Source organism: Pseudomonas sp. S9, assembly GCF_000222125.1.
Classification (GTDB): Bacteria; Pseudomonadota; Gammaproteobacteria; order Pseudomonadales; family Pseudomonadaceae; genus Aquipseudomonas; species Aquipseudomonas segetis.
The window spans coordinates 23,098-46,186 of record NZ_AFFX01000015.1 but is presented as its reverse complement, the minus strand read 5'-3'; the positions used below and the strand labels follow the sequence as shown (position 1 = coordinate 46,186).

Sequence of the window (23,089 nt, the reverse complement as noted above, 5' to 3'; positions counted from 1 at the left end):
TCAGGCAGTTGTCGTCCCGATACATTGCCGGAACGTAGCACCATGAAGACTAGCTTGTGCCTGACTATTTACCAGCAGGAGACAGATCTTTTGTATGGCTAGCCATACTATGGGTTGGGGTTTAAAGCGGGCGGTAAGAGAATGCTGAAACAGGCACCCTCCTCGCGATTAAACGCCCTGAGTTGCCCGCCCATTTGCTCGATGATGCCGAAGCTGACCGACAACCCCAAACCCGTGCCTTTGCCCGCCGGTTTAGTGGTAAAGAACGGCTCGAAGATGCGCTCCAGCAAGCGCGGTTCTATGCCCCCGGCGTTGTCCTGCACCTCGATCAGCACCCCTTCGGGCAACAACGTAGCGGACAAGGCAATGCGCGGGGCAAAGTCGGATTCACGCTCCAGGCGCGAAAACAGTGCATCCCGCGCATTGACCATCAGGTTGATCAACACTTGCTCGAGTTGATCGCCATGACCACTGACCCTGACCCTGAAATCCACCGGCGCAAACTGCAGTTCGACTCCCTTGCCCAACAGGCCATCGCGCAGCAGCGACATGGCACCCTCGATTGCCTGCATGGGGTCAAACAAGGCATGTTCAGCCTCGGAGCGGCGCCCGAACACGCGCATATGATCGACAATCCTCGCCGCGCGCAGCACCTGCGCCTCGATCCGCTTGAGCTTGTCTTCCAGGTATTCGGCAGGCACCTCGCCCGCCGAGATACGCTTGAGGGTATTGGCCACCGCCATGCGCATCACATTCAGCGGCTGATTCAACTCATGGGCCATGCCGGTCGCCATCTCGCCCAGGGTTGCCATCTTGGCGCCTTGGAACAGTTGCTGCTGGGCCTTGCGGACCTCGGTGTTGTCGCGCCCGACAGCCTGGACTTCAACCAGCTGGCCTTGCTCATCGAAAATGCCGCGATCGGCCCACACCCACCAGGCATGCTCACGCCCCGGTAACTGCATGCATATTTCAGCGGTGCTGATCGGCTGCTCGGGCGTGAGGCCAAGCAGCCGTTGCGCAAAGGCATCACGCTGCTCGCTGGAAAGCCACTCCCCGAGGTTGACTCCAATCAGTTGCTCGGTGCTGCGTTCCAGGTAATCCGCCAGTGGCCGGTTGGCGAAATTAAGCGTCAGGTCTGGCAGATAACGGCAAATCATCGCTGGTGAATCCTCGACCAGAATTCGATAGCGCTCTTCACTTTCACGGATACGTTCGGCAGCAAGCGTGGCCTCGGTAATATCCAGCCACAGGCCGACGGCTTCACGGGGGCGACCCAGCTCATCGCGCAGCAGCTTCGACTCATCCAACAACCAATGGTATTGGCCTTGGCGATCACGCAAGCGATAGCGGCAACTGACAGCGCCGCTGCGCAGCAACTGCCGTGCACGGTCAAAGAAGATTTCGTGGTCATCCGGATGGACTATTTCGGCAAGCAGGCCCGCCTGCAGCTCAGCCAGGCTCCACCCCAGCAAGGGCTGCAAACTGTCGCTGCAGAACTCCAGCAGCAAAGCCCCATCGTCGTGGCGCTGCACGTATATCACCGCCGGCGCACTGGCGATCAGGTTGCTCAGCCGCTCATGGGCCTGCGAGGCCTTGGCCTGCTGTTCCTTGATGTCGCTGATATCGATCAGGAAACCATAAATGCGCAGGCTCTTGCCCGCACCCTTGGCCAGGGCTTGCAGGCGATACCAGCTATAGCCAGCGCAAGGCCCGCCGACCTGCAGACGCAGGCACTGGATAAAACTGTGCCCGCCCTCAACCAGGCGATTGAGTCGCACGCGAAACTCATCGCGGTCACTGCCATGGATGTGCTCAAGCCAGGCTGACAACTCAAGCTCGCCAGCGTGTTCGATCCCCAGCGTAGCAACCAGTTCTGGCGCCAGTTGCAAACGCTGGTCATGACTGTTGAATGTCCACCAACCAGCGCCAAGCAAGCCCTGCAACGCGCTTTGCCGATCTTGTTGATGGGCCTGTTGCAAGGCCTGGATACGCCCGGTCAAGGCGCTGCCGATCTGGTCAAACAATCGCGTCCAGTCGGCAATCTGCAGGGCCGGGGCATGGAGTTGGGCGTCAAACCCTGCACAGAGCAGCCAGGCCGTTGTAACCCCCTGATGCTGGTAAGGCGTAATAAAGCCAAGGCCCTGGGGAAACAGCACTTGAAGCCCAGGATGCTTGGTTAATGTCAGCGCGCTCAGTTGCTGTGGACTGGCCTGCGACATGTCATCGAATACCCGCCCCAAAGCCTGCTCGTCACGCCATGCCTGGCTGTTGTAAGCGTTTTGCTGGGCATAGACCCTCCACTCGCCTGCCTGGTCGCGCAAGGCTATCGCCACACTGGGGATTCGCAATCGTTGGCGCAACTCGCAGAGCACCTCGACAGTTGCGGTCTGCAAGCGCTCGCCTGACTGATAGCCCAGGCGCTGGGCGAAGTCGGCGGCCTCGGCCAGCACATGGCGGCGCAGGTCGCTGCTGCGTGCCTGCTCGACCAGGTCAGACACATCCAATAGCTGCAATAACCAACCCTCGGCATATGCTTGCAACCAGCCGCGCAGGGTTATAACCGAGCCGCCACGACCGTTGAAATCAAGTTCAAGCAATTGCTGTTGATAACTCGGAATATCAGCAGCCAGGGCCGAGCTATTGCAGAGGTAGTCATTGAGCGGGCGCTGTGTTGCCGTGACGGCCAGGCGCGCGGCCAAAGGCCCGGCAATGCGGGTAACCAAGCCTTGAGTGTCCAGATACAAGCTCAACCCCGCCGGACTTGGCGTCATATTCAATGGGGCCTGCGCTCCTGCGTCCCCAGGCGCTTGATTACTGGCTGCCAGATCATTTTTTGAATTGAAGCCGACCCGGCTCGCCATGACCTTTCCTTAATTATTCAACTTGATGCTAGCAGTTGCGACAAGGTCATCCGGCAAGTTTGGCAATCGCCCAATGCCCGGAATGACAAGAAATGGCACCAGCGGATTTGCGTTGTACGGATAGCTGATCTGCACCGTCATCACACCATCGGCCCCCGGCGGAGTGATGGCGACTGCAACCAGGTCACGACTCGAACTGGGCATCCAGCTCAATTGTTGATCAATCACAGTCATTGCTTCTTGCTGGTAGTCCGCCTGCCCCGGCACCAGGCCCACGGCTTGGCGCACAGCCTCGGCGGAGGCGTTGTTAAATGACTGCATCATCAACAATGGCAGGCTATAACTAACAGTGCCGTAGAAAATGGCGAAGAACAGTACGAATACCAAGGCGAATTCAATCGCGGCGGCACCCTTCTGATGGTGAGCAAAACTGCCTTTGACGATGTGCCGCATTTCAAATGCCTCCATCACTAATTCCACAGGTTTTGCAGGGTTGTAAAGCAAGGTTGAATTGCCGAATACTCACAATCATGCACGAACGTACCATTTTGTTGTTTTTACTCACAGGCCCTTAACCTCATGAATACAGCCATATTGCTTCTCTGGCTGGCGATTTGCGCCTTGCAGGATGTCCAGAAAAAGCGCATTTCCAATTGGCTGACATTCGGTGGCATTGCCTTCGCCCTTTTCTATTTGTTGCTACGTGATCAAAGCCTGCTCGGCTACACCGCAGTAGATGCCTTTATCGCCGCGGGCTTCGCCGTATTACTCAGTCTGCCCGGCTACATGCTCAACAAACTGGGCGCGGCAGACGTCAAGCTTTTGCTATTTATTGGCCTTTGCGGCAACAGCCAGATACTGCTGATAACGATTGCCGCCGCGGGCATCTTTCTTCTCGCTTGGGCGGCCGCCGCCCAGAACATCTGGCCGACCCTCAGCCGCACAACCCAGGAGCGACTCAAATATCTGCAACCTCACTCCAAATCGACTTACCCCTACGGGCTATTTCTTTTTGGCGGATTTTTGACATCCCTTATTCTGACTAAAACTTTCTGAATACAGACAAAGTGCTATACCTTAAGTATGGGACGAGCGTACTGACTGTTTGAAACCACCAATCTTGAGCATTCAGCACTTATCGCCCGGGCTTTCGCTGCAAACACAACATCGATACTAAAAAAACTAAAATGACTGGATGAGTTGACATGGAAAGGCATCAACGCTTGATTAAACTCCTCGTTGTGGACGACGAGCCGGATATCGTTGACGAGCTTTGTGAGTTTCTTAGCCACAGCGGCTACACCTGTATTGGCTGTCACAGTGCGCACGAGGCAATAGAGTTGTTCTGCGCTGACCCGCAAATAGGCATTGTGCTGAGCGATTTGCACTTGCCGGGGAAAAGTGGCATCAGCCTGATCAACACCCTGGAGAAAACCTACGACGGTAATCGTCAGTTCGAGGCAATTATTTTCACGGGCCAAACCGAAACCCAGGATGTGGTCGCGGCTATGCGCGCAGGGGTTGCCGACTTCTATCAAAAACCCATCAATATGGATGAAGTTGGCCGGGCGGTCCGACGCCTTGAACGGCACTTGCAGGAGCGCCTCGACGATGGCGCCAAGCTCGACCAGATGAACCAGAAACTGCATTTTTTGGCTGAGTCGATCGGTGAACTGCACCTGGACCTGCACCAGATGCGCAGCCACTTTGGCCAGACTGAACCCAACCCTGCCACAGAATGTGCTGATGCAATCCCTGCGCACTTCAATCAATTGTCTCCGCGCCAACTGGAAGTCGCACGCCTGATTGGCAAGGGCTTGACCAACTATCAGATTGCTTGCGAGCTGGGGATTACCGAAAACACGGTGAAACTCTATGTGTCGCAAGTACTGCGCCTGACCCACATGCATAACCGCACGCAATTGGCGCTGGCGTTGTCGCCGAATCGAAAGAGTGAAGGCTCTGCGGCGATCGCTCACTAAATGGCTGCTGCGCCGAGCGCGCAGCTGTCCTTTGACCTGCTGATTCGTAGGGCCTGATTTAACTCGAACACAGTGCGCGCCGGGGTTCATAGCAGCAACTCGGCGCGACTGCCGCAAGTCAGGTTGGCGCCCACATCGGCCTTGGCCAACTCAATGCCCAGACCATTGAGCAGGGTATCGACCAAGGGATCAACCAGCGGCGCAAGTACGCCCTGAATCACACCTTCCAAACTCCCCAGCAGTGAGCTGATAAGGTTAACTGAAGTCGTTATCAGGCCATCCAGCAAGCCTGGACTGTTGCTGGCATAGGGCTCTAGATCGATCCCCCCAAAGGTTGTGGCCAAACTACCCGCCACGTTGTTATTGGCGTTAGCAGACTGGTAATAAGGCGTCTCGCCAACATTTGGCAGTTCATTTGCGCTGGGCGCACTGTAGAGAAAGGGCGGCGCATTAACCCCACTGCCAATCACGCTGGAGTTAAGGGTAAGGCCAAGTCCGGAGCGAACGGTAAATGCAGCTTGCTTGCGGTCTGACACCCAGCTTCCGCTGGTTGTTTGCCACTGAGGATCGAAGCAAATAGTCAGCAGGCATGATGTTGGCCTGACCCTTTGCTCGCCGAGTTTGATCAAAGCCAATGGGGCCGCGACAGGTAGGTTGGGCGAGTTGAATACCTTATCCTGAACATCTGCCGGATCATCGCCCAATTGCCCAACGGCCAGGTTCAAGGCGGATGTCGTCAAATCCACTTCAAGGGTCTTATCGGTGTTGCTTGTGCAGCTGGAATCGGTAACCCGTCCCTGGGCCTCGGCGACATCCAGCATCACATCAATCCGACCACCAGGCAGTACCTGTGCAGCACTGATGCTTTTACTTGCGCATGGTCCACAAAGAATTCCCTGCACCAGATCACCGACTGCCCCGAGCAAGTTAAGGTTGAGAACGCTATTCAAAAAGCTGCCAACAGATGAGGTAGCACCCGCAGGCTGTAAAAGGCTATCCAAAGCATTGGTCGTCCCACTCAAATCAATACTCAATGCGGTGCGGATTTGCGCCGAGCGTACGGCAATCTGGTTCGGCCCATAGGGATCGGCCTTGGCCAGCTCGGGGTTACCAATCGCCGACAGCTGTGGCGGCTCTATGACCTTGATATTCAGGGTTACATTGCTCAGCCCTGGTACCGTAATGGGCAGGCTGGCAATGGCGGCGCTTTTACTGTTGGCCAACTCGACCGTGCCCTGGACCAACTGCAGAAGATTGAGCGCTGTGTCCAGCCCCGCCTTTTGCGTGGCGCTTTGGACATTGATCAGATCGCTCAATTGCAGCAGTGGCGAGGCGGCTGGTACCACAGCGGAAAGGGCATTAAGCCCTGCAATCGCCGCATCCAGATCGGCGCTCGTACCCGCCTGCTGCAGCGTGGTGGCGGCCACATCCAGCAAGGTGCCGAGCGACAGGTTTTCATCGAGCACGGACTGGTAATCGCCCACGGTAATGCCCTGGTTGATAGCCAGTTGATCGAGGTAATCCACAAGGTTTATCTGGCTCTTGGCCAAGCCATTCCAGCCCACAGCCGAGAGATTGACCGAGCCTCCGAGCAGACCACCCACCAGTGCATTGAGCAGCGGCGACTGGGTGGAATCAACCGTTGCCAAGGTCGTGCGCAAGGTCAATGCGGCAAGCGGCTCACGCTTGGCGGCAACCGCTTGGGCGGCAATAGTCACCTGCTCGCCAAATAGTCCGCCCAGAATCAGGCTGGCAGGCACCTCGCGCCGGGCATCGACTTGGATCGCGCTGCCCGTGGTATCGGCAAGAAAGCTGCGGCGGCTGCCACTTTCATCGACATTCCCGCAGATGGCAACCAAGGTGCGCTTGGCATAAAGGGAGAAGCCATTGCGAACTTGCGCGTTCTCGGCCGCATAGCTTTGCGCGGTCGTGGCCCCGGCCCCGGCTTGGCAATTTCCATCACGCAACACCGCTTCCAGCGCCGCCATATCCGCCACCCGCTGAAGGCTGCGCTTTTCCAGATACAGGCGGCCCGTGTCGATTGCCAGCATCAAAAAGGTAAGCGCCATCAGCATCACCAAGGCGGCCATGATGCCGATCGCACCACGCTGGCGTTGATAGCTCAGTGCATATTGAGGAGAACATCTGCCTGCCATGCTCGTGCTCCTGCGCGTTGATGAAACAACTGCAACCTGTCCACCATCGAGATGGCGGACAAGAAAGCGTTGTCCGCCCTGCTAGTTGCTGCCTCCCGTTGACATTTTCCCGCCCTGCTCCTGTTCGTAAAACTCGGGGATCGGGTGGCTGTAACTGTCGAGCCAGCGCTGGTAAGCCAGTTCACGCTCGGCGGGGGTCGCGGTTTGTAGTTTCGTGGACGCAGCCCGCCCCTCACGCTGGATAGCCAACCAACTTTCGGTTTTTGAATTCTGGGGTATCGGCCTGGTGGTCGCGGCGTCCTCGGCCTTTGAAGGAACAGGCACAAGCAAGCCCAACACCAACAAACCGCAAATGGCCAGAGGCTTTATGGATGAGCTATTCATGGTTGGATGTCCTGTTGAATTAGGCTGACGGCCTCACCGATTACACCTACAGATGCGACAGCGGCTGAGCCAGCAGTCGAATCACTTGCGCCATCCTGGGTAGCCAGTGGCAGCGGGGTTGCAGCTGATTTCAGCTGTTCGGATCGCTGCAACGCTTCACGAACCTGCGCCGCGCTCAGGTGCAGGCGCGAGACAAGGTCAGCGGCTTGCTGCGATTTGTTTTCCACAAACAACAGGGCCAGCAGATTGGTCGCTGGCAAGCTGTCTGACTGACTCAGCTCCACGGCGGTCAGAAACTCGAACCGTGCATCGTCAGTACGCTTTTGTGTGAGATAAACCACGCCAAGGTCATTGCGAATCTTGGCGTCGGTGGGAGCCAACGCTGCGGCGCGTTCGAGCCGTTGCATGGCCTCGACCTGATCACCGCGCGCGGCAGCAAGTTGCCCAAGCCCTTGCTCGCCGGCGGCGCTCAGGCAAGTCCCGATCAGGCTTTGATAAAGCGCTTGCGCCTCTCCACGACCAATGCTGCGCATGATCCGTGCCTGGCGTAGGCGCACCTCGGGCGAGGATTGCGGCAACCCCTGCAAGTTGGCCAGCGCCGCATACAGGCGCCCCTCGTCCGCCATTTCTTTGGCCAGGTTCAGCGCCAACTCCTGTTCCTGGCTGGGTTTGTTGGCACAGGCTTTACCGCTATCGGCGGCATATCCGGGCATCACCTGGTTCGACGCGCAGCCAGTTAACACCGCTGCGCACAACGCGCTGCAAAACACTGTTGCCAACTTCATGAAATACCTCCAAGTGCGCGGCCTATTGCGCTCATGCCTGGCCCGGCAAGGACGATCAGCAATGCAGGAAACAGAAACAGCATCATCACCACTGACATCTTTCCTGACAGCTTGGAGATGTACTCCTGCAGGTTGGTCAAGCGGCGTTCATCCAGTAGTTTTTTCAGCGCCAGCAAAGAACTCATTGCGCCGCCGCCCTGGCGAATCAGTTGTTGCAGAATTGCCAGGCTGTCACTCAGCTCATCGACATCCAACTGCTTGCCCATGATGCTAAGTTCGTCGGCCAGTTCCAGGCCTGAGTCAACATGCTTGAGCACCGCATCGAGCTCCGTGGTCAGTACCGGCAGCAATTTTTTACTTTCCAGGCTGATAACCCGCAGAGACTGCTCAACCGTCAAGCCGGCATCAAATAAGATGCGCAACAGCGGAATGAATATGGAGACTTCGTTAACCAATTGCTGCTGACGCCGGGTCGCGGTCATAGCCAGCACCCGCTTGGGCAACAGAAAACCGCAACCCAGGGCCAGTATCCAGTACACCCAGGCTTTTTCCGGAGGCTGCGCCAGGAATGAAATCACCAGGACTACCAGCCCCAACATAAGAAATGGCAGCAGGAGTTGGCAGGCCATGTAGAACGCCCGCTGATGAGCCCGACGCCAACCGATGCGGTTAAGCAGTAGGTGCGTCTCACCATCCATGCTCAGCAACTTGCGCCCCAGGCCACTGCGACCAAGCTGCTGGATAAGTACATCGCCGCGCCGGTGCTTGTGATCGGCTTGCTCACGGCTACCGCTCAGGCGCTTGGCGACAACAGCCCGCACCCGTTGTTGCTGCACCGCATTGGCAATCAACAAGGCTGCCGCCATGGACAGCAGCAAGACCATCGCAGCCCAGGCCATGTCAGATACTCCTCAGCATGCGCCAGAGCATCAGGGTGCCCAGCACTTGCAGAATAAAGGCACACAGGAGCATTTTCTGGCCGCTGCTATCGAGCCACATGCTCATCAAATAGCTGGGGTTGACCGCCAATATATAGGCGGCCATCGAAATCGGGAGCAAGCCCAGAACCACGGCCGTCAGCCGGGTTTCACCGGTCATTGCACGAAGCTGCCGGGCGATTTGCTCGCGCTCCTGGATCACCTTGATCAGGCCTGCCAACAATTCGCTGGCACTGCCACCAAAGCGATGATTGACCTTGACCCCCAAGGCGAGAATCCGCAGCTCCTCTTGCTCATAGAGTTCGGCGACATCATCCAATGCCTCCGGCAAGCTGACCCCGAGTTTGACGTTGCGCTGCACCCGCGCCAATGCGCCATGCAGGGGCTCCGGAGCGTTATCGATCCCCTTGACCAGAGCATCACCCAGGGTTCGGCCGGTCTGCAGGCTGCGCATCACCTGGTGGAGCATCTGCGCCAACTGATGCACCACCCGCCGCAGGCGCCGGCGATAACGCCAACCAAGCAACATATGCAGGCCCAATGGCGGCAACACCAGCGCAAACAAGGTAAACAGCCAGCCGCCGAGCAACTGGCTCAGCACCAGCAGTACCATCCAGAGGCTGAACAAGAGTCCAAGCCGCTCGCTGGGCAGCTTCAAGCCGGCGCGCAGGAAGGCACGTTCCAGCCAGCCCCAACGACTGTCCTTGATCATTTCCGGCTTGGATTGACCGAGCCGCTCAATGACCTGCTCGGCACGTGACTGGCGCCAACCGTACTGCATCACCAGCAGGCCCAATGCCGCCAACACCAGGCAGACTGCAGCCAGCAGCAGCGGCGCGCTCATTGCAGTTCCCGCCAGGCATGCTGGAGTTTTTCACTGGCAGGGTTCATGGCTTCGCGGAGGAACTTGCCGGAATGACGTTCGAGCCGGAACAAGGTATTGGTCACGTAAACATCATCCCGAATGCCCACCACCTCAACCACTTCACTGACGCAACGGCGGCCATTTGGCAGGCGGGTGGGCTGGATAAAGATGTCGAGCGCAGCACAGATCATCGGGCGAAAGGTACGCTCGGGGACCTGACGGCCAGTGAGCCCGACCAGGGTTTCCAGGCGCAGTAACGCATCCTGCGCGCTGTTGGCATGTACGGTGCTCATTGAGCCGTCATGGCCGGTGTTCATGGCCTGCAGCACGTCGATCACTTCCACGCCGCGAATCTCACCAAGAATGATTCGGTCCGGGCGCATCCGCAAGGCGTTACGAATCAGGTCACTGGCCGCCACCTCACCATGACCTTCGGCATTGGGCGGGCGTGTTTCCAGGCGTACAACGTGCGGGTGGTTAAGCTGCAACTCGGCGGTGTCTTCGATGGTGACAATCCGCTCGTGGCCTGCAACCAACAAGCTCATGACATTGAGCATGGTGGTCTTGCCGGTGCCGGTGCCGCCGCTGACCAGAACATTACAGCGCTGGCTCACGGCCAGCCGGATAAATTGCAGGACGGCTTCATCAACCGACTGGTGCGCGAGCAAATCCGCGCTTTGCAGCAAGTCCTTGCGAAACTTACGCACTGACAGGCAGGGGCCATCAAGGGCGATTGGCGGGATAATCGCATTGACCCGGCTGCCATCCGGCATACGTGCATCGACCATTGGGCAAGATTCATCAAGCCGGCGCCCAAGCGGGGCCAGGATTCGCTGAATGACCCGCTGCACATGCTGGTCATCAATAAAACGCAGGTCGCTCTGATGGAGCATGCCGTCGCGCTCGATAAACACGCGATTGGGGCCATTGACCAGAATCTCGGTCACCGAGCTGTCATGCAGCAACACCTCGAGCGGGCCAAAACCGGTGAGTTCATCGACCAGCTCTTCGGCCAGCCGCTCCATTTCATAACGCGACACGGCCAGATGATGACGGTTGACGTAATCCACCACCCGATCCGTGACAAAACGTGAAACCTGAGGCCTTGGGCTTTCAAGAATATTGACCCCTTCATCGTCGATGGCATCGATGATAAAACGGTGCAGGATCAGCTTCAGGCCCTGGCCGTCATATTGACCTTCCTGGCTGTAGCGAGCGGTGCCACCAAACAGTGTTTCGCCACTCATGCGGACTTCCTCCTCGGCCATGGCCAGCGTGATGCCCGCGCATCTTTACGGCGCTCGGCCAGCAGGCAACCCAACTGGCGCAGCGCCTTGCTGATCCGCTCACGGGGCGCCACATCGAACAAGCTACGCCCCAGATTGCGCGCACTCATTCGCACTTCGGGGCTGGAAGGCAGCACTTCGATCACCGGTAGCGCGAAGGTCTTGCCCAGGGTTTCGCTGTCCGGGGCGACGCTGGGCATGTACCGGTCAACCAGCAAGCTGGCGTTGTGTAGCTTGAGCCCGGCCTCTCGCCAGTTGGCCAGCAGTTCAAGATTGCGCTGACAACCAGAAACCCCTTGATCGGTGCACCACAGCAAGCGTTCGGCGTTACTCACAAACAGGCGTAGCGCCTCGCTGTCGGGCTGGCCTGCAAGATTGACCACAATAAACTGGAAGTGCTGGCGCAGCGCCCCGAGCAGCAGGTACAACTCCGCTGCCGTGGCCGTTTCAAAAGGCTGATCCTTTGCCCCTTGCGGGAGGACACGCATGCCACAAGCGGTTTGGCTGAAGGCACTGTCGATCAGGCTTGCATCCATACGCCGGATATTGCGCATGGCATCGGCAAAATTGAATGACGCCTGCAACCCCAGAGTGGCCAAGCCCTCGCCTGGCGGCAATCCCAAGTCGAGGAGCAAGGTGGTTTGACTGGTCTGGGAGATCGCCAGTGCCAAGTGGCTGGAAATCACACTTGCATCGATATCCTGCTGGCGACAATACAAGGCAATCAGCTTGCCGGCTTGGGGACTCGGTTGCAGGCTCGGCATGCGTCGACTCAGGTGACGCACCAAGCCCGTCACCTCGCTGGTACGCGCGCCGTAGGCAATAAAGTCACGCGCCCCAGCACGCATGGCGCTCAATACCAACTGGTTATCCAGGCCATCGCCCAGCGCCACAATTGCCAGCATCGGCTTGGCTTCAAGCACGCCTTCGATCAGTGAGCTCTGCGCCACCAGGTTTTCCCGATCAAGGCCGACAAATAACAACCCGGCACCGGTCACGTCTGCCAGCGATAGCACTTCGTTCAGAGCACCATGACCGACTTTGAGCACTTCGCCCAACGAGCTCAATGAGCCCCGCAGCCATTCAAGGTCGGCGTCATTACGGGTCAAGGCTAAAAATGTCTGACTCATAATCAACCCCTATTGCGACAAGCCGGAGCGTTTGTCGAAATTGCCGTTCTCGAAGAAGTACATCTTGAAAAAGTTCGGATCGTAAGTACGCAGGTTTTCCCCTGGCAAAGAAGGCATTTGTGCATCGGCCGCAAGCGGCTGGACCAGATGAGGCGTGACGACCATCAGCAGCTCACGGTCTTCGCGGTTGATGTTGGTCGAACGAAAGAAGGCGCCCAGGATCGGGATGTCGCCCAGGCCAGGAAACTTGTCCAGCTGGGCGGTATTGCTGCTGCTGATCAAGCCACTGATCACAAAGCTCTCACCGTCCGCCAGGCTGATGCTGGTGTCTGTGCGTCGTACATTCAGCGCCGGAACCACGGTGCCGGCGATCTCGATACCGGCGGCGAAATTCAACTCGCTCACCTCGGGGGCGACCTTGAGGTTGATCCGGTTGGACCCAACCACCGTCGGTGTCAGGGTCAAGCGCACGCCGTACTCCTTGTATTCGATGCTGATGTTGTCACTGCCGCTGCTTGGCACCGGGACAGGGAATTCGCCACCGGCAAGGAAACTTGCACTCTGGCCACTCAGCGCAACCAGGCTGGGCTTGGCCAGGGTGTAGGCGAAACCGCTGCCTTCCAGGGCATTCAAGATTCCCAGCACTTTGCTGCTGCCGCCGCCGAAGACAACATTGAAGCCGTTGTTCACCAGCGGGATCGCCGGACTGATACCACCCACCTGACCGGGAGAAACAGTTACCCCGCCGACAGTACCTGGCGCGCCGAAGAGAAAGTTGTTGGAGCCGGTGCCAAATATCGAGGTGCTCGCCTGTTTCATCTTGCTGCGGCTGACTTCGACAAAGCGGATGTCCGTCTGCACCTGGCTGATAGGCAGTTGCAGAGGGTCGGGATGAACAGGCCGGGCCAAGGCAGCCGTTGCCACGCCTTCGACATAGACCATGCTGCTGCGTGGCTCGGCGCTGCATGAGGTCCAGACCATCAGGCTGGTAGCGCCCGACTTTTTACCGGTCAGCAAAAAACTGTCATTACCGGTCAAACGCACATCGGCGGTTTCAGGATCACCCACCGCCAGACGCTTGATCGCCATTGGATAACGGATTTGCTGCTGCATGCCTTGCCCTACTTCAATCACCGCGGACACTGACGCGAGTGATGAGCAGGCCGCCGGTGCAGCCAACAGCAATGAGGGGTGAAGCATGCCGCAGCCAATAAGGCCCAGGGTGAAAGCGATCCGACGACTCATACAGATCATGCTTTGGCTTCCTTGCAGGTCAGGGTGTTTGCCAAGAGTTTTCTACGCCGCGAAACACCTGGACTCCAGGGCTACGGGCAACAGCGCGCGGGCTTGTCACCGCACGCGGTGACGCCCTGCCCTCAAGACTCTTGAGCGGCAGCAGGCTGCGGGTTTTATCATCGAGCGCCACCAGATTGTTCTCACCTGCGGCGTAACGCTTGTGCAAGTCTTCGTCAGCACTGCGCACGGCCAGGCGCAAAGTACCGGCCTGGCTGGCCAGCATCAGGCGAGTCACCAACTCCTGCGGCACCGCAAGCACGACGCTGCGACCGGCCTTGGGTTGCTTTTTCGCGTCGTCCTTGTCTTTGATCTGCACCGTCTGGCCATTGAGGTTCGGCCCCAGCTCCTGGCCATAACTCAAGAGCCGCACGGCAGGCACTGCAACCTGAGCGGTTTGCTGCTTTTGGCCGTCCTGTTCCTGCATGAATAGCAGCACATCCACATAGTCTCCGGGACGCACATGGCCGCCACCGCTGATAACCTCATCAACCGCAACGGCGACTGCACGCTCCTGTGGACGAATCATCTGCGCCAGCGGACCGCCAGCGGCAAAGCTGTCCTCGCTCAGCCAGGTGCCCGCACCAATGGGGTTCCAGCTGCTGCGCCCGACAACCTGCTCGATACTTGAGAAGCTGCCTTGCGGCGCCACGCGCAGCTGTTCGATGGCAAGATCTTCAGCCTTGATCGGCACAAAGGGGGCTAATGCCTTGACTGAAACCACCACGGCTGAACGCTGTGCGTTATCTGCGGCCTCGTCGATACGCGTGCTCAGGGTTTGAGGTTGTGCAGTGACTGCTGGCGCTACGGCTGCATTATTGCTGGGTGGCGGTTGTTGGCTCAGCGTAATTCCCCAATACCCTGCAACCACTGCTCCCAGCAGTAAAACCCCAGCCAACGCCATGGTTACCCGGCTGTCCATGGTGACTTTCTCCTTTGCCCTGACAACTAGTGAATGCCTTATTGTTTTAAATGCGCGGCATCAATACAGGTGGCAGTAAACAGCTTTCCATCGCGCTCGCCACTCGGGCGTAAAACCCCGCGCCAAAGCGTTTACTGGCTTGTTTAAGTGATAGCTGGAATTGCACCATTTCACCACTATGACTTTATAACTATACCCATGGGTCTAATTACTTTTTACAGTTGCGCTGGTGCCAGCTCTGGACAATGCTCAAGGTGCGAGTACGTCTGTATATAAGGAGATTAAGATGTCCCTGATTAATATGATTCGAAAACTGCATATTGCCGCCGTGGTTAAAACCACCACCTTTCTAAAAGAAGAAAAAGGCGCGGCGGGCATTGAATATGCCATTGTGGCTACATTAGTGGCCGTTGTATTGGTTGGGTTTGCCGGACCAATCAGCACAGCAGTAAAAGCTATATTTATTAATATTTGTACTGCAGTAGGCGGTGCGAGCTGTCCAACAGCCTAGTTCACACTAACTTCATAAGTTAGTTATCAAACTAGGAGTTACGCCATGCAGCATCAATCCAGCGAGCGCCACGAGCTGCTGTTGGTCGATGATGAAGAGGATATTCTGCTGGAGCTGGCAGAGCTGTTGGAGTTGGGGGGCTATTGCTGCCACACCGCAATATCGGTGCACAAGGCCCTCGAGCAACTGACCCACCATCCGTACATTGGGCTGGTGATCACCGACTTGCGCATGCCGGAAGAAAACGGTGCACAACTGATTCAGCACATGCGCGAGCATTGTTCGCGCCAACACTTGCCGATTATCGTTACCTCAGGTCACGCCGAAGCAGATGAAGTGGCTGACGTACTGGGGATGAATGTGATCGATTTTTTCAAGAAACCGATTTACCACACCCGACTGCTCGAGATCCTGCACCGACTGCTGCCGCCCATGCCGGTGCAGGCCGCACGCTACTGAGCGTCGGCTCGGCTCGCTTTAACTCCACGCGCTCCCTGCCCTTAGTGGTCGGGAGCTTTTTTATGTCTCAGTCGAGCACCTAGCCCGGTCATGGTGGACAAGCTGCGCGTTTTCACACCCTACGGAAGATATTTATCCCGTAGGGCGGAAAGCGTTTTTCTGTCCGCCATTTACACCGCGAAAAATGGCTACCCGCCGACCCGTGGCGGACAAGCTACGCGTTGTCGCCCCCCAGGGTTGATATTCACCCCGTAGGGCGGACAGCGTTTTTCTGTCCGCCATTTACACCGCGAAAAATGGCTACCCGCCGACCCGTGGCGGACAAGCTACGCGCTGTCGCCCCCCAGGGTTGATATTCACCCCGTAGGGCGGACAGCGTTTTTCTGTCCGCCATGTACACCGCGAAAATGACTGCCTGCCGATCCGTGGGGGACAAGCGGCGCACACCCTGCGCAGCGGTGTTCGTCCTGCACTGACTCAAAGTTGGTAGCTAAAACTGAAGGTCAGGCGTGGACGCCGGTTGTTGCTGTCCAGGGCGACGTCAGACATAGGTTTTGCCGCCTCCACAGAGATGTTGTAGTAACGCGCATCACCGAAGCGCAGGCCAAGCGCCGCCGAGGAGAGCTGCGAGGTCGGCAGTGGTGAGTCGTTGTACCAGCTGCGCGCCGCATCGACCGCGATGTAGGGCTGCAACAGCCGCAACCATTCGCTCTCGCGCCGGTAACTGTAGTTGAGCTCGTACGACGCGCCCCACCCCTTGTCGCCGGAAGCCTGGTCACTGGGGTAACCACGACCAAAGTTTTGCGCGCCAAGTACGACGGTTTCGGCATCCGGCAGGTTGTCATCGGTCCAGTACACAGCCGCCGAGATCACGCCCTGCCAGTTCGCCCAATACTGGTCACTTTGCACGCCGGACAAACGCAGTCGCAGGAAGTCCAGGTCATAAAGCGTGTTGTCCGTGTTCGCACCCATGCCATCGATGCCTTGGTAGAGGCCGGCACTGAGGATGCGCAAGCGCTGGCTATCGGCTTGGCGCCAGTCTGTTTCCAGGCCCAGCACCCGGATATCAGTGTCGTTATCGATACTCAGCGGAAACCCCACCACATCGAACTGGCTCTGGTCGTTGACCGCATACAGGCGCGCACCGGCTGTCCATAGCTGATCAGGCGCCGCAATCAACGGATGGGATAAGCCAATTGAGTAGCGGTCGTTCTGGCGCTTGCGGGTCAGCTCTATGCCATTATCCAGGCGCAGACGATCATGGGGCTCGCTCTTGTAGGTCGAGCCATAAAGGCTTAGCTGAGTGCCTTCGCTGCCGAGAAACTGGCTGTAATCAAGGCGGTAGTAGCGCTCTTCGTCCTCTCCTGGCGGAAACAAGCCGCTGACGGTGATTTGCTCGGCCATTGCGGTCTGGGCATTGCTGCTGCCCGACAATATCGCCTGGATATCATCCCGGCTGCTATCGCTCAAGTTCATGCTTGATGTCCATGGCTTACGCGATGCTTGCGCGATCAAGGTGGTGGCGCCATCGGTGGTGCCTGGCGGCGGAACCTGAGCACCGACAGAGACACCCGGGATCATGGTCAACAGCGTGGTGTAGCGCTCAAACGTCTTGCGAGTCAGCGGCCGCTCACCCTGAATCTTATCCAGCAACTTGCGCACGTAGTTGGACACAGCGCCAATGTCGCCACTCAGCTGGTAGTTCTTTACATAGCCCTCGACCAGCACGACACGCACCACGCCTTCGTTGAAAGACTGTGGCGGCAGGTAGGCATAGGACAATAAGTAGCCATCATCCTGATAGCGCTGGGTAATGCTGCGAGTTGCACTGATCAATTCGCCGATACTGGCTTCACGACCCACCAGGGGTTGAAAGATCGCCGCCACGTCATTCAGGGAATAAACGCTGCCGCCGGCAACCTGGATATTCCTGACCATGACCTTGGAGCCCATCTGCAGCTGCGATGGCTGGGGTTCAGGCACCTGCAGCTCGGGAGTACTCGGTCGATAGGCGTCGACCGGAAGGTTGGGCGTCGGTAAATTTCGTTCGACATCATTGCTGTTGAGATAACTTGGCAACTGCTGTGCCGCCAAGGCCAATTGAGAGCACGAAAGGCTCAGTAAAGCAGGGACTAACAAAGCGCGCATAGGACACTCCATGACCAAACTACTGACACGTTTGAAACCACACAAACAAAAATGACGCTGAACCCCAGGGAGAGGGCTCAGCGCCTAAGGCTGTCAACTATTTCCGGTTGAGCAGGCCACCAGTCAGACCACCACTTGCTCCACCGTTAGCAGCGACACCCGCACCTAAACCTCCCAGCAAACCGCCCAGTCCACCGGTTGAACCAGTTCCTGTTGTGGCACCTTTGACCAAGCCTCCCAGGGCGCCAACAGTCTGGCCAACAGTGTTCACGGTATTACCCACTTGCTTGATCACCGGGTTGTTGCTCCCCGCCGCAACCTGGGTTCCAAGACCGCTCACCACGCCACCCACCTGATTCAGCGCAGCGTTGACCGGAGTATCAAGCTTGGTAGCAGCCCCGACTTGCTGGGTTACGCTGCTGACCCCACCTACCACCGGAGTCACAACCTTGCCCAGCGCCGCACCCGCTACAGTCAATGGTGCGGTCAGGCCAGAATTGGTGTTGGGCTGGCCGGTGCCACCGACCAAGGAACCAAGCGAGGCAACAGTCCCGCCAAGCGCCCCACCGTTACCGGCTGCGCCGCCGACAATGCCGTTGCCGCTGCCGATGTTGATGCCCTGGCTAAGCGACTTCACCCCCCCCCCCGTTCCCGGCTGCCCCGCCGACAATGCCTTTGCCGCTGCCGATGTTTATGCCCTGGCTAAGCGACTTCACCCCCCCCCCCGTTCCCGGCTGCCCCGCCGACAATGCCTTTGCCGCTGCCGATGTTGATGCCCTGGCTAGGCGACTGCACTGCCCCACCTGTGGTTTCGAGAAAGCCGGCAACGGGGCCGCTGAGTTTGGTTTTCTCAGCCAGACCACTGGTTACACCACTTGTGGTTGCCACCAGACTGTTCAGTCCACCAACCGCCAAAGGCAGGCCTGTGGTGCCTTCGCCATCAGGCTTGACGTAGCCACCTGCTGCACCAGCAGTGCCGCCAACCCCTTTCAATACACCACCCACTGTTGTGGTCAATGCGTTACCGCCACCGACGCCACCCGCTTTGTCACCCAGCCCACCGAGGGTATCGCCCACCTTGGCAACCACACCGAATACAGGATCACCCAACCCGGTCGCAGTGCCGAGGGTTTGTGTTGTGCCCTCGACAATGCTCACCACAGGCACCAACACTTTTGAACCAAGCTGATCGGTCACCTGGCCCAAAGGCCCAGTGGTGCTGGCAATACTCAAGGTGTCACCCAGCATGGTCACACGCTCACCCACGCCATCGACAACGCCACCGACTTTACTGACGACGCCACCCACCAGCGGTACTTTCTGGATCGCGGCGCTGTCACCGACAAGCTGCAGCGAGTTCCCCACGCTGGAGACACCTGTGCCGAGATCGCCCACCGCATTGCCCACGCCTGCCACGGTAATACCTACCGAGTTGCTGTCCGTACCGAGTTGGCCCAGGCCATCACTCAAACCGTCGCTGATGCTGTTGACCGCCGCACCTGTTGATGAAACCAAGCCACCCACGCCCGAGGTCAAGTCCGTGCTGCCTGCAATTGGCGTGTTGGAAATCTGATCACCCAGATCAGTTAAACCATCGCCAACAGCCCCGGTGGTGTTGCCAAGGTTATCCACAACATCGCCAGTCACCAGGGGCGTCTGGCCTGCACCAGGATCGGTGCCCGGATCTGGATCGGGATCTGGATTAGTCACCACCGGTGGATTACCTGTGCCATCGCCACCACCGCCGTTACCTGTTCCGCCACCATTGCCGGTACCTCCGCCATTACCAGTTCCACCGCCGTTGCCTGTGCCGTTATCAACGGTGGCTGGGTCGGATGCACTGCCATCTACAACACTTTTCGAACCACCACCGCCACTGCTGCAACCCGCAGAGAGCGAAATCATTAGTATCAGCGCGAGTGCACTACTTGTTTTAATTATTGTGGAATTATTCATGATCAAAGTCCCTCTATAAGTGTTGTACATCTCAGGGCTTTAGTACTTCAAACCCCAGACAACCCGTGACTTATAAAAGTCCAATAACCCATTCACAACAACCCGTATCTTGGTATTAACAGTTTATATAACCCTCTCCCAACAGCGAGAAACTACTAACGAACGACTAGTCACAAAGTTATATACATTCGCCCCACAATTAACCACTCGCCTACTAAGCTATAGCCCTTACAACTTTAATTATCCAGCCTTTATTGTTATTGGATTGCCCAATTCATTGCATGTCGGGTCCGGCATGAAACTTTGGGTCTGTAGGCAGTGGCGGGTTTGCGGCATAATACGGCGCCCCTGCCTCACCCAAGGACATCATCCATGCCGGCACCGATCTGGTGGTTACTCGCCCTGCCCTTTATCGCAGGCACCTGCCTGCCGTTACAGGCTGGTATCAATGGTCAATTAGCCAAACAGGTTTCGAGCGTACTGGCGGCGTCACTGATTTCCTTCGCAGTGGGCACCACGGCGTTGCTGCTGCTTGTATTGGCACAACGCGAAGTCCCCTCGCTTGGCGCACTCAAAGGGCTGACATGGTGGCACTGGTGTGGCGGCATGCTCGGCGTAATGTTTATTGCCACCGCTGCATTTGCAGGACCAAGGGTAGGCGCCGTGTTGTTCATGGCGCTGGGGATTGCCGGGCAATTGACGATGGCGGGAAACCCGGATCACTTTGGTTGGGCCGGTTTCAAGGAAGCACCTATCAGCGCCGGAAAAATCGGCGGGTTGTTGTTGTTTGTTGCCGGAATCTGGCTGATCCGACGCGGCTAGGCCTCCTGCCAGGCTGGGGAGAGCCCTGATTTTACGAGGCTCCTGTGTTATTTTGCCGGCCAAATCACACCGGCACCGCACTCGGTGCGCCTTTTCCAGGTGCCTACAGGGTGCATCAAAAGTTTTAACCTGCACCCATAAGAATGGGTAACCCAGCTTTACTATCAAAAATTCGCGCGCGGCATAACAGCCGGCGGACATTCGCCTTATTGGAAACGCTCATGCTGCAAACACTGAAAAATACCTGGCTGTTCAATATACGCGGCGACATTCTCGCCGGGCTGGTGGTCGCGCTGGCGCTGATTCCCGAGGCGATTGCGTTCTCGATCATCGCCGGCGTCGACCCCAAGGTCGGCCTGTACGCCTCGTTCTGTATCGCGGTGGTGATTGCTTTTGTCGGCGGTCGTCCAGGCATGATTTCCGCGGCCACCGGCGCCATGGCATTGCTCATGGTCACCCTGGTCAAGGATCACGGCCTGCAATACCTGCTGGCAGCCTCCTTGCTCTGTGGCGTGCTGCAAATCGGAGCGGGGTATCTCAAGCTGGGCTCATTGATGCGTTTTGTCTCGCGCTCGGTGGTGACTGGTTTTGTCAACGCCCTGGCGATCCTGATATTCATGGCGCAGTTGCCCGAACTGACAAACGTCACCTGGCATGTATATGCAATGACCGCAGCGGGCTTGGGCATCATCTACCTGTTTCCCTATGTACCGGTCGTAGGCAAGGTTATTCCTTCCCCGCTGGTGTGCATCTTGTCCTTGACCGCTGTCGCCATTGCCCTGGGCCTGGACATCCGCACCGTGGGTGACATGGGTGAACTGCCCGACACCCTGCCAATCTTCCTCTGGCCCGATGTGCCGCTGAACTTCGACACCTTGGCGATCATTTTCCCTTACTCGGCCGCCATGGCTGTGGTGGGCTTGCTGGAGTCGATGATGACCGCAACCATTGTCGACGACCTGACCGATACCAGCAGCGACAAGAACCGCGAATGCAAGGGCCAGGGCGTGGCCAATATTGCCTCCAGCCTGCTCGGCGGCATGGCCGGCTGCGCAATGATCGGCCAATCGGTGATTAATGTTAAATCCGGTGGGCGCGGACGTTTGTCGACGTTGATTGCCGGTGTGGTGCTGCTGATCATGGTGGTGTTCCTCAGCGACTGGGTGAGCAAGATCCCCATGGCTGCCTTGGTTGCAGTGATGATCATGGTTTCCATAGGCACCTTTAGCTGGGACTCGATTCGCAATCTCAAGCACTACCCGCTGTCGACCAACATCGTCATGCTGGCCACGGTGACCGTTGTGGTCTTCACCCATAACCTCGCCTACGGGGTTCTTGTCGGCGTGCTGCTGGCGGCCATGTTCTTCGCCAACAAGATTGGCCATTTCCTGTACATTGAATCCGAGATGGATGCAGCCGGCACACACCGTACCTACTCAGTCATCGGCCAGGTATTCTTCTCTTCATCGAGCAAGTTCACCGATGCCTTTGACTTCAAGGAAGCGATCGAGAAGGTCACCATTGACCTGACCCGCGCTCACTTCTGGGACATCACTGCGGTGGCGGCGCTGGATAAAGTGGTGCTCAAGCTACGCCGCGAGGGCACTGAGGTCATGGTGCTAGGCTTGAATGAAGCCAGTGCCACTATTGTCGACCGGTTCGGCGTACACGATAAGCCCGAGGCGGCAGACACCTTGATAGGTCACTGAGACACTTCGTATATCGATAAGGAATGCCCATGCCAGAAGTACTCGCCTGCATTGATGGTTCGACCACCGCCCCTGCTGTTTGTGATTACGCTGTGTGGGCAAGCCAGCGCCTGCAAACTTCACTGACCCTGTTGCATGTTCTGGACAAGACCCAGTACCCGCAACGCAGTGACCTGAGCGGCATCATCGGTCTTGGCACTCGCGAGCACTTGCTTGAAGAACTTGCCAGCGTGGATCAGCAACACAGCAAGCGAGCGCTGGAGCAAAGCCAGCAGATGCTTGAGGCGGCGCAACAACGTGCCATTCAGGCGGGTATTGAGTCGCCACTGACCCGCCAGCGACACGGCAGCCTGGTGGAAAGCCTCGTTGCCCTGGAAGAAAGCATTCGCTTGCTGGTCATCGGCCGCCACAGCACCACCAACGACAACATCGCAGAGCATGTAGGCAGCCAGCTGGAACCCGTCATTCGCACGTTGCAATGCCCGGCCCTGGTAACGTGCGGAGACTTCCTTGCACCACAGAACTACCTGTTCGCCTATGACGGCAGCTTCACTGCGCGCAAGGCCTTGCAGAGAGTCGCAGACAGTCCGCTGCTGCAAGGGCTGCACTGCCATTTATTGATGGTTGGCAGCGACCGCGCGGCCTGCCAGGCCCTGCTCGAAGAGGCCGCCGAGGTCATCAGGCCCTCGGCCAGCGAGGTCAGCATTGCCTGGCGTGAAGCGGACGTAGAGCCTTCAATTCGTACCTACCAGTTGCAGCAGAAAATCGACCTGCTGGTGATGGGCGCTTATGGCCACTCACGCATTCGCCAGTTCCTGCTCGGCAGCACGACCAGCCAGCTGATCGCCTCAAGCCTCTGCCCTCTGTTGATCCTGCGCTGAG

21 protein-coding genes are annotated in these 23,089 nt (G+C 57.7%); 7 read left to right on the top strand and 14 right to left on the bottom strand.

Annotated elements, in window-relative coordinates; all coding sequences use genetic code 11:
- Positions 1-107: 107 nt before the first annotated feature.
- Positions 108-2,861: a PAS domain-containing protein gene (locus PSES9_RS0121915; protein ID WP_010490619.1), complete on the bottom strand. Its 2,754-nt coding sequence runs from the start codon at positions 2,859-2,861 to the stop codon at positions 108-110.
- A 9-nt stretch (positions 2,862-2,870) separates the two neighbouring features.
- Entirely contained in the window at positions 2,871-3,329 is a 459-nt protein-coding gene (locus PSES9_RS0121910) for a TadE/TadG family type IV pilus assembly protein (RefSeq protein ID WP_010490618.1), read from the bottom strand.
- Between the two features lie 111 nt (positions 3,330-3,440).
- Here PSES9_RS0121910 and PSES9_RS0121905 point away from each other — a divergent pair, with 111 nt between their 5' ends.
- Together PSES9_RS0121905 and PSES9_RS0121900 are read left to right on the top strand one after the other, a co-directional pair.
- Positions 3,441-3,917: a prepilin peptidase gene (locus tag PSES9_RS0121905; protein ID WP_010490617.1), complete on the top strand. Its 477-nt coding sequence runs from the start codon at positions 3,441-3,443 to the stop codon at positions 3,915-3,917.
- 149 nt (positions 3,918-4,066) lie between these two features.
- Complete coding sequence (locus PSES9_RS0121900) at positions 4,067-4,843, top strand: response regulator transcription factor (RefSeq protein WP_010490616.1); 777 nt, start codon at positions 4,067-4,069, stop codon at positions 4,841-4,843.
- Positions 4,844-4,929: 86 nt separating this feature from the next.
- Here the strand turns inward: PSES9_RS0121900 and PSES9_RS0121895 are convergent, their stop codons facing one another.
- The 9 genes from PSES9_RS0121895 to cpaB form a co-directional block, all read right to left on the bottom strand.
- Positions 4,930-6,999 (bottom strand): pilus assembly protein TadG-related protein, encoded by a 2,070-nt coding sequence (locus tag PSES9_RS0121895; RefSeq protein WP_010490615.1) that lies wholly within the window; start codon positions 6,997-6,999, stop codon positions 4,930-4,932.
- 81 nt (positions 7,000-7,080) lie between these two features.
- The gene (locus tag PSES9_RS0121890; RefSeq protein ID WP_010490614.1) at positions 7,081-7,383 is read right to left on the bottom strand and encodes a DUF3613 domain-containing protein; all 303 of its coding nucleotides are present in this window, start codon (positions 7,381-7,383) and stop codon (positions 7,081-7,083) included.
- Complete coding sequence (locus tag PSES9_RS0121885; RefSeq protein WP_010490612.1) at positions 7,380-8,168, bottom strand: tetratricopeptide repeat protein; 789 nt, start codon at positions 8,166-8,168, stop codon at positions 7,380-7,382. The genes PSES9_RS0121890 and PSES9_RS0121885 overlap by 4 nt, the downstream gene beginning before the upstream one ends.
- Positions 8,165-9,067 carry a type II secretion system F family protein gene (locus tag PSES9_RS0121880; protein ID WP_010490610.1) on the bottom strand — a complete coding sequence of 301 codons (903 nt, stop codon included), beginning with the start codon at positions 9,065-9,067 and terminating at the stop codon, positions 8,165-8,167. Before PSES9_RS0121880 ends, PSES9_RS0121885 begins: the two co-directional genes overlap by 4 nt.
- Before the next feature lies 1 nt (position 9,068).
- On the bottom strand, positions 9,069-9,950 hold the full coding sequence (locus PSES9_RS0121875; protein ID WP_010490608.1) for a type II secretion system F family protein: 882 nt from the start codon (positions 9,948-9,950) through the stop codon (positions 9,069-9,071).
- Positions 9,947-11,218 carry a CpaF family protein gene (locus PSES9_RS0121870; protein ID WP_010490605.1) on the bottom strand — a complete coding sequence of 424 codons (1,272 nt, stop codon included), beginning with the start codon at positions 11,216-11,218 and terminating at the stop codon, positions 9,947-9,949. Before PSES9_RS0121870 ends, PSES9_RS0121875 begins: the two co-directional genes overlap by 4 nt.
- The gene (locus PSES9_RS0121865) at positions 11,215-12,387 is read right to left on the bottom strand and encodes a pilus assembly protein CpaE (protein WP_010490603.1); all 1,173 of its coding nucleotides are present in this window, start codon (positions 12,385-12,387) and stop codon (positions 11,215-11,217) included. The genes PSES9_RS0121870 and PSES9_RS0121865 overlap by 4 nt, the downstream gene beginning before the upstream one ends.
- Before the next feature lie 9 nt (positions 12,388-12,396).
- Positions 12,397-13,587 (bottom strand): type II and III secretion system protein family protein, encoded by a 1,191-nt coding sequence (locus PSES9_RS0121860; RefSeq protein WP_051121025.1) that lies wholly within the window; start codon positions 13,585-13,587, stop codon positions 12,397-12,399.
- A 73-nt stretch (positions 13,588-13,660) separates the two neighbouring features.
- Entirely contained in the window at positions 13,661-14,602 is a 942-nt protein-coding gene (cpaB, locus tag PSES9_RS0121855) for a Flp pilus assembly protein CpaB (RefSeq protein ID WP_010490600.1), read from the bottom strand.
- A gap of 286 nt (positions 14,603-14,888) precedes the next feature.
- Between cpaB and PSES9_RS0121850 the strand changes: the two genes are divergently transcribed.
- Positions 14,889-15,113 (top strand): Flp family type IVb pilin, encoded by a 225-nt coding sequence (locus PSES9_RS0121850; RefSeq protein ID WP_010490598.1) that lies wholly within the window; start codon positions 14,889-14,891, stop codon positions 15,111-15,113.
- Between the two features lie 45 nt (positions 15,114-15,158).
- The gene (locus PSES9_RS0121845; protein ID WP_010490596.1) at positions 15,159-15,572 is read left to right on the top strand and encodes a response regulator; all 414 of its coding nucleotides are present in this window, start codon (positions 15,159-15,161) and stop codon (positions 15,570-15,572) included.
- A gap of 477 nt (positions 15,573-16,049) precedes the next feature.
- On the opposite strand, the gene PSES9_RS0121840 is transcribed toward PSES9_RS0121845, so the two are convergent.
- The 3 genes from PSES9_RS0121840 to PSES9_RS24965 form a co-directional block, all read right to left on the bottom strand.
- The gene (locus PSES9_RS0121840; RefSeq protein WP_010490595.1) at positions 16,050-17,720 is read right to left on the bottom strand and encodes a ShlB/FhaC/HecB family hemolysin secretion/activation protein; all 1,671 of its coding nucleotides are present in this window, start codon (positions 17,718-17,720) and stop codon (positions 16,050-16,052) included.
- A 97-nt stretch (positions 17,721-17,817) separates the two neighbouring features.
- Positions 17,818-18,357 carry a collagen-like triple helix repeat-containing protein gene (locus PSES9_RS24970; protein ID WP_036988398.1) on the bottom strand — a complete coding sequence of 180 codons (540 nt, stop codon included), beginning with the start codon at positions 18,355-18,357 and terminating at the stop codon, positions 17,818-17,820.
- Between the two features lie 65 nt (positions 18,358-18,422).
- Positions 18,423-19,625 carry a collagen-like triple helix repeat-containing protein gene (locus PSES9_RS24965; RefSeq protein WP_051121020.1) on the bottom strand — a complete coding sequence of 401 codons (1,203 nt, stop codon included), beginning with the start codon at positions 19,623-19,625 and terminating at the stop codon, positions 18,423-18,425.
- Between the two features lie 423 nt (positions 19,626-20,048).
- Between PSES9_RS24965 and PSES9_RS0121830 the strand changes: the two genes are divergently transcribed.
- The 3 genes from PSES9_RS0121830 to PSES9_RS0121820 all read left to right on the top strand — a co-directional run bounded on the left by PSES9_RS0121830 (position 20,049) and on the right by PSES9_RS0121820 (position 23,088).
- Positions 20,049-20,498, top strand: coding sequence for a DMT family transporter (locus tag PSES9_RS0121830; RefSeq protein WP_010490592.1), 450 nt, complete (start codon positions 20,049-20,051; stop codon positions 20,496-20,498).
- A gap of 221 nt (positions 20,499-20,719) precedes the next feature.
- Positions 20,720-22,207, top strand: coding sequence for a SulP family inorganic anion transporter (locus PSES9_RS0121825; RefSeq protein ID WP_010490590.1), 1,488 nt, complete (start codon positions 20,720-20,722; stop codon positions 22,205-22,207).
- A gap of 29 nt (positions 22,208-22,236) precedes the next feature.
- Complete coding sequence (locus PSES9_RS0121820) at positions 22,237-23,088, top strand: universal stress protein (RefSeq protein ID WP_010490588.1); 852 nt, start codon at positions 22,237-22,239, stop codon at positions 23,086-23,088.
- Position 23,089 lies beyond the last annotated feature (1 nt).

What these genes read in the sequence shown, in the direction of transcription:
- PSES9_RS0121850 (WP_010490598.1), top strand. Translation starts at nt 14,889, where the DNA reads ATGTCCCTGATTAATATGATTCGAAAACTGCATATTGCCGCCGTGGTT.
- cpaB (WP_010490600.1), bottom strand. Translation starts at nt 14,602, where the DNA reads ATGGACAGCCGGGTAACCATGGCGTTGGCTGGGGTTTTACTGCTGGGA.
- PSES9_RS0121910 (WP_010490618.1), bottom strand. Translation starts at nt 3,329, where the DNA reads ATGGAGGCATTTGAAATGCGGCACATCGTCAAAGGCAGTTTTGCTCAC.
- PSES9_RS0121895 (WP_010490615.1), bottom strand. Translation starts at nt 6,999, where the DNA reads ATGGCAGGCAGATGTTCTCCTCAATATGCACTGAGCTATCAACGCCAG.
- PSES9_RS0121865 (WP_010490603.1), bottom strand. Translation starts at nt 12,387, where the DNA reads ATGAGTCAGACATTTTTAGCCTTGACCCGTAATGACGCCGACCTTGAA.
- PSES9_RS0121890 (WP_010490614.1), bottom strand. Translation starts at nt 7,383, where the DNA reads ATGAATAGCTCATCCATAAAGCCTCTGGCCATTTGCGGTTTGTTGGTG.
- PSES9_RS0121905 (WP_010490617.1), top strand. Translation starts at nt 3,441, where the DNA reads ATGAATACAGCCATATTGCTTCTCTGGCTGGCGATTTGCGCCTTGCAG.
- PSES9_RS0121860 (WP_051121025.1), bottom strand. Translation starts at nt 13,587, where the DNA reads ATGCTTCACCCCTCATTGCTGTTGGCTGCACCGGCGGCCTGCTCATCA.
- PSES9_RS0121830 (WP_010490592.1), top strand. Translation starts at nt 20,049, where the DNA reads ATGCCGGCACCGATCTGGTGGTTACTCGCCCTGCCCTTTATCGCAGGC.
- PSES9_RS0121885 (WP_010490612.1), bottom strand. Translation starts at nt 8,168, where the DNA reads ATGAAGTTGGCAACAGTGTTTTGCAGCGCGTTGTGCGCAGCGGTGTTA.
- PSES9_RS0121875 (WP_010490608.1), bottom strand. Translation starts at nt 9,950, where the DNA reads ATGAGCGCGCCGCTGCTGCTGGCTGCAGTCTGCCTGGTGTTGGCGGCA.
- PSES9_RS0121845 (WP_010490596.1), top strand. Translation starts at nt 15,159, where the DNA reads ATGCAGCATCAATCCAGCGAGCGCCACGAGCTGCTGTTGGTCGATGAT.
- PSES9_RS0121870 (WP_010490605.1), bottom strand. Translation starts at nt 11,218, where the DNA reads ATGAGTGGCGAAACACTGTTTGGTGGCACCGCTCGCTACAGCCAGGAA.
- PSES9_RS0121840 (WP_010490595.1), bottom strand. Translation starts at nt 17,720, where the DNA reads ATGCGCGCTTTGTTAGTCCCTGCTTTACTGAGCCTTTCGTGCTCTCAA.
- PSES9_RS0121915 (WP_010490619.1), bottom strand. Translation starts at nt 2,861, where the DNA reads ATGGCGAGCCGGGTCGGCTTCAATTCAAAAAATGATCTGGCAGCCAGT.
- PSES9_RS0121825 (WP_010490590.1), top strand. Translation starts at nt 20,720, where the DNA reads ATGCTGCAAACACTGAAAAATACCTGGCTGTTCAATATACGCGGCGAC.
- PSES9_RS0121900 (WP_010490616.1), top strand. Translation starts at nt 4,067, where the DNA reads ATGGAAAGGCATCAACGCTTGATTAAACTCCTCGTTGTGGACGACGAG.
- PSES9_RS0121880 (WP_010490610.1), bottom strand. Translation starts at nt 9,067, where the DNA reads ATGGCCTGGGCTGCGATGGTCTTGCTGCTGTCCATGGCGGCAGCCTTG.
- PSES9_RS24965 (WP_051121020.1), bottom strand. Translation starts at nt 19,625, where the DNA reads ATGATTTCGCTCTCTGCGGGTTGCAGCAGTGGCGGTGGTGGTTCGAAA.
- PSES9_RS0121820 (WP_010490588.1), top strand. Translation starts at nt 22,237, where the DNA reads ATGCCAGAAGTACTCGCCTGCATTGATGGTTCGACCACCGCCCCTGCT.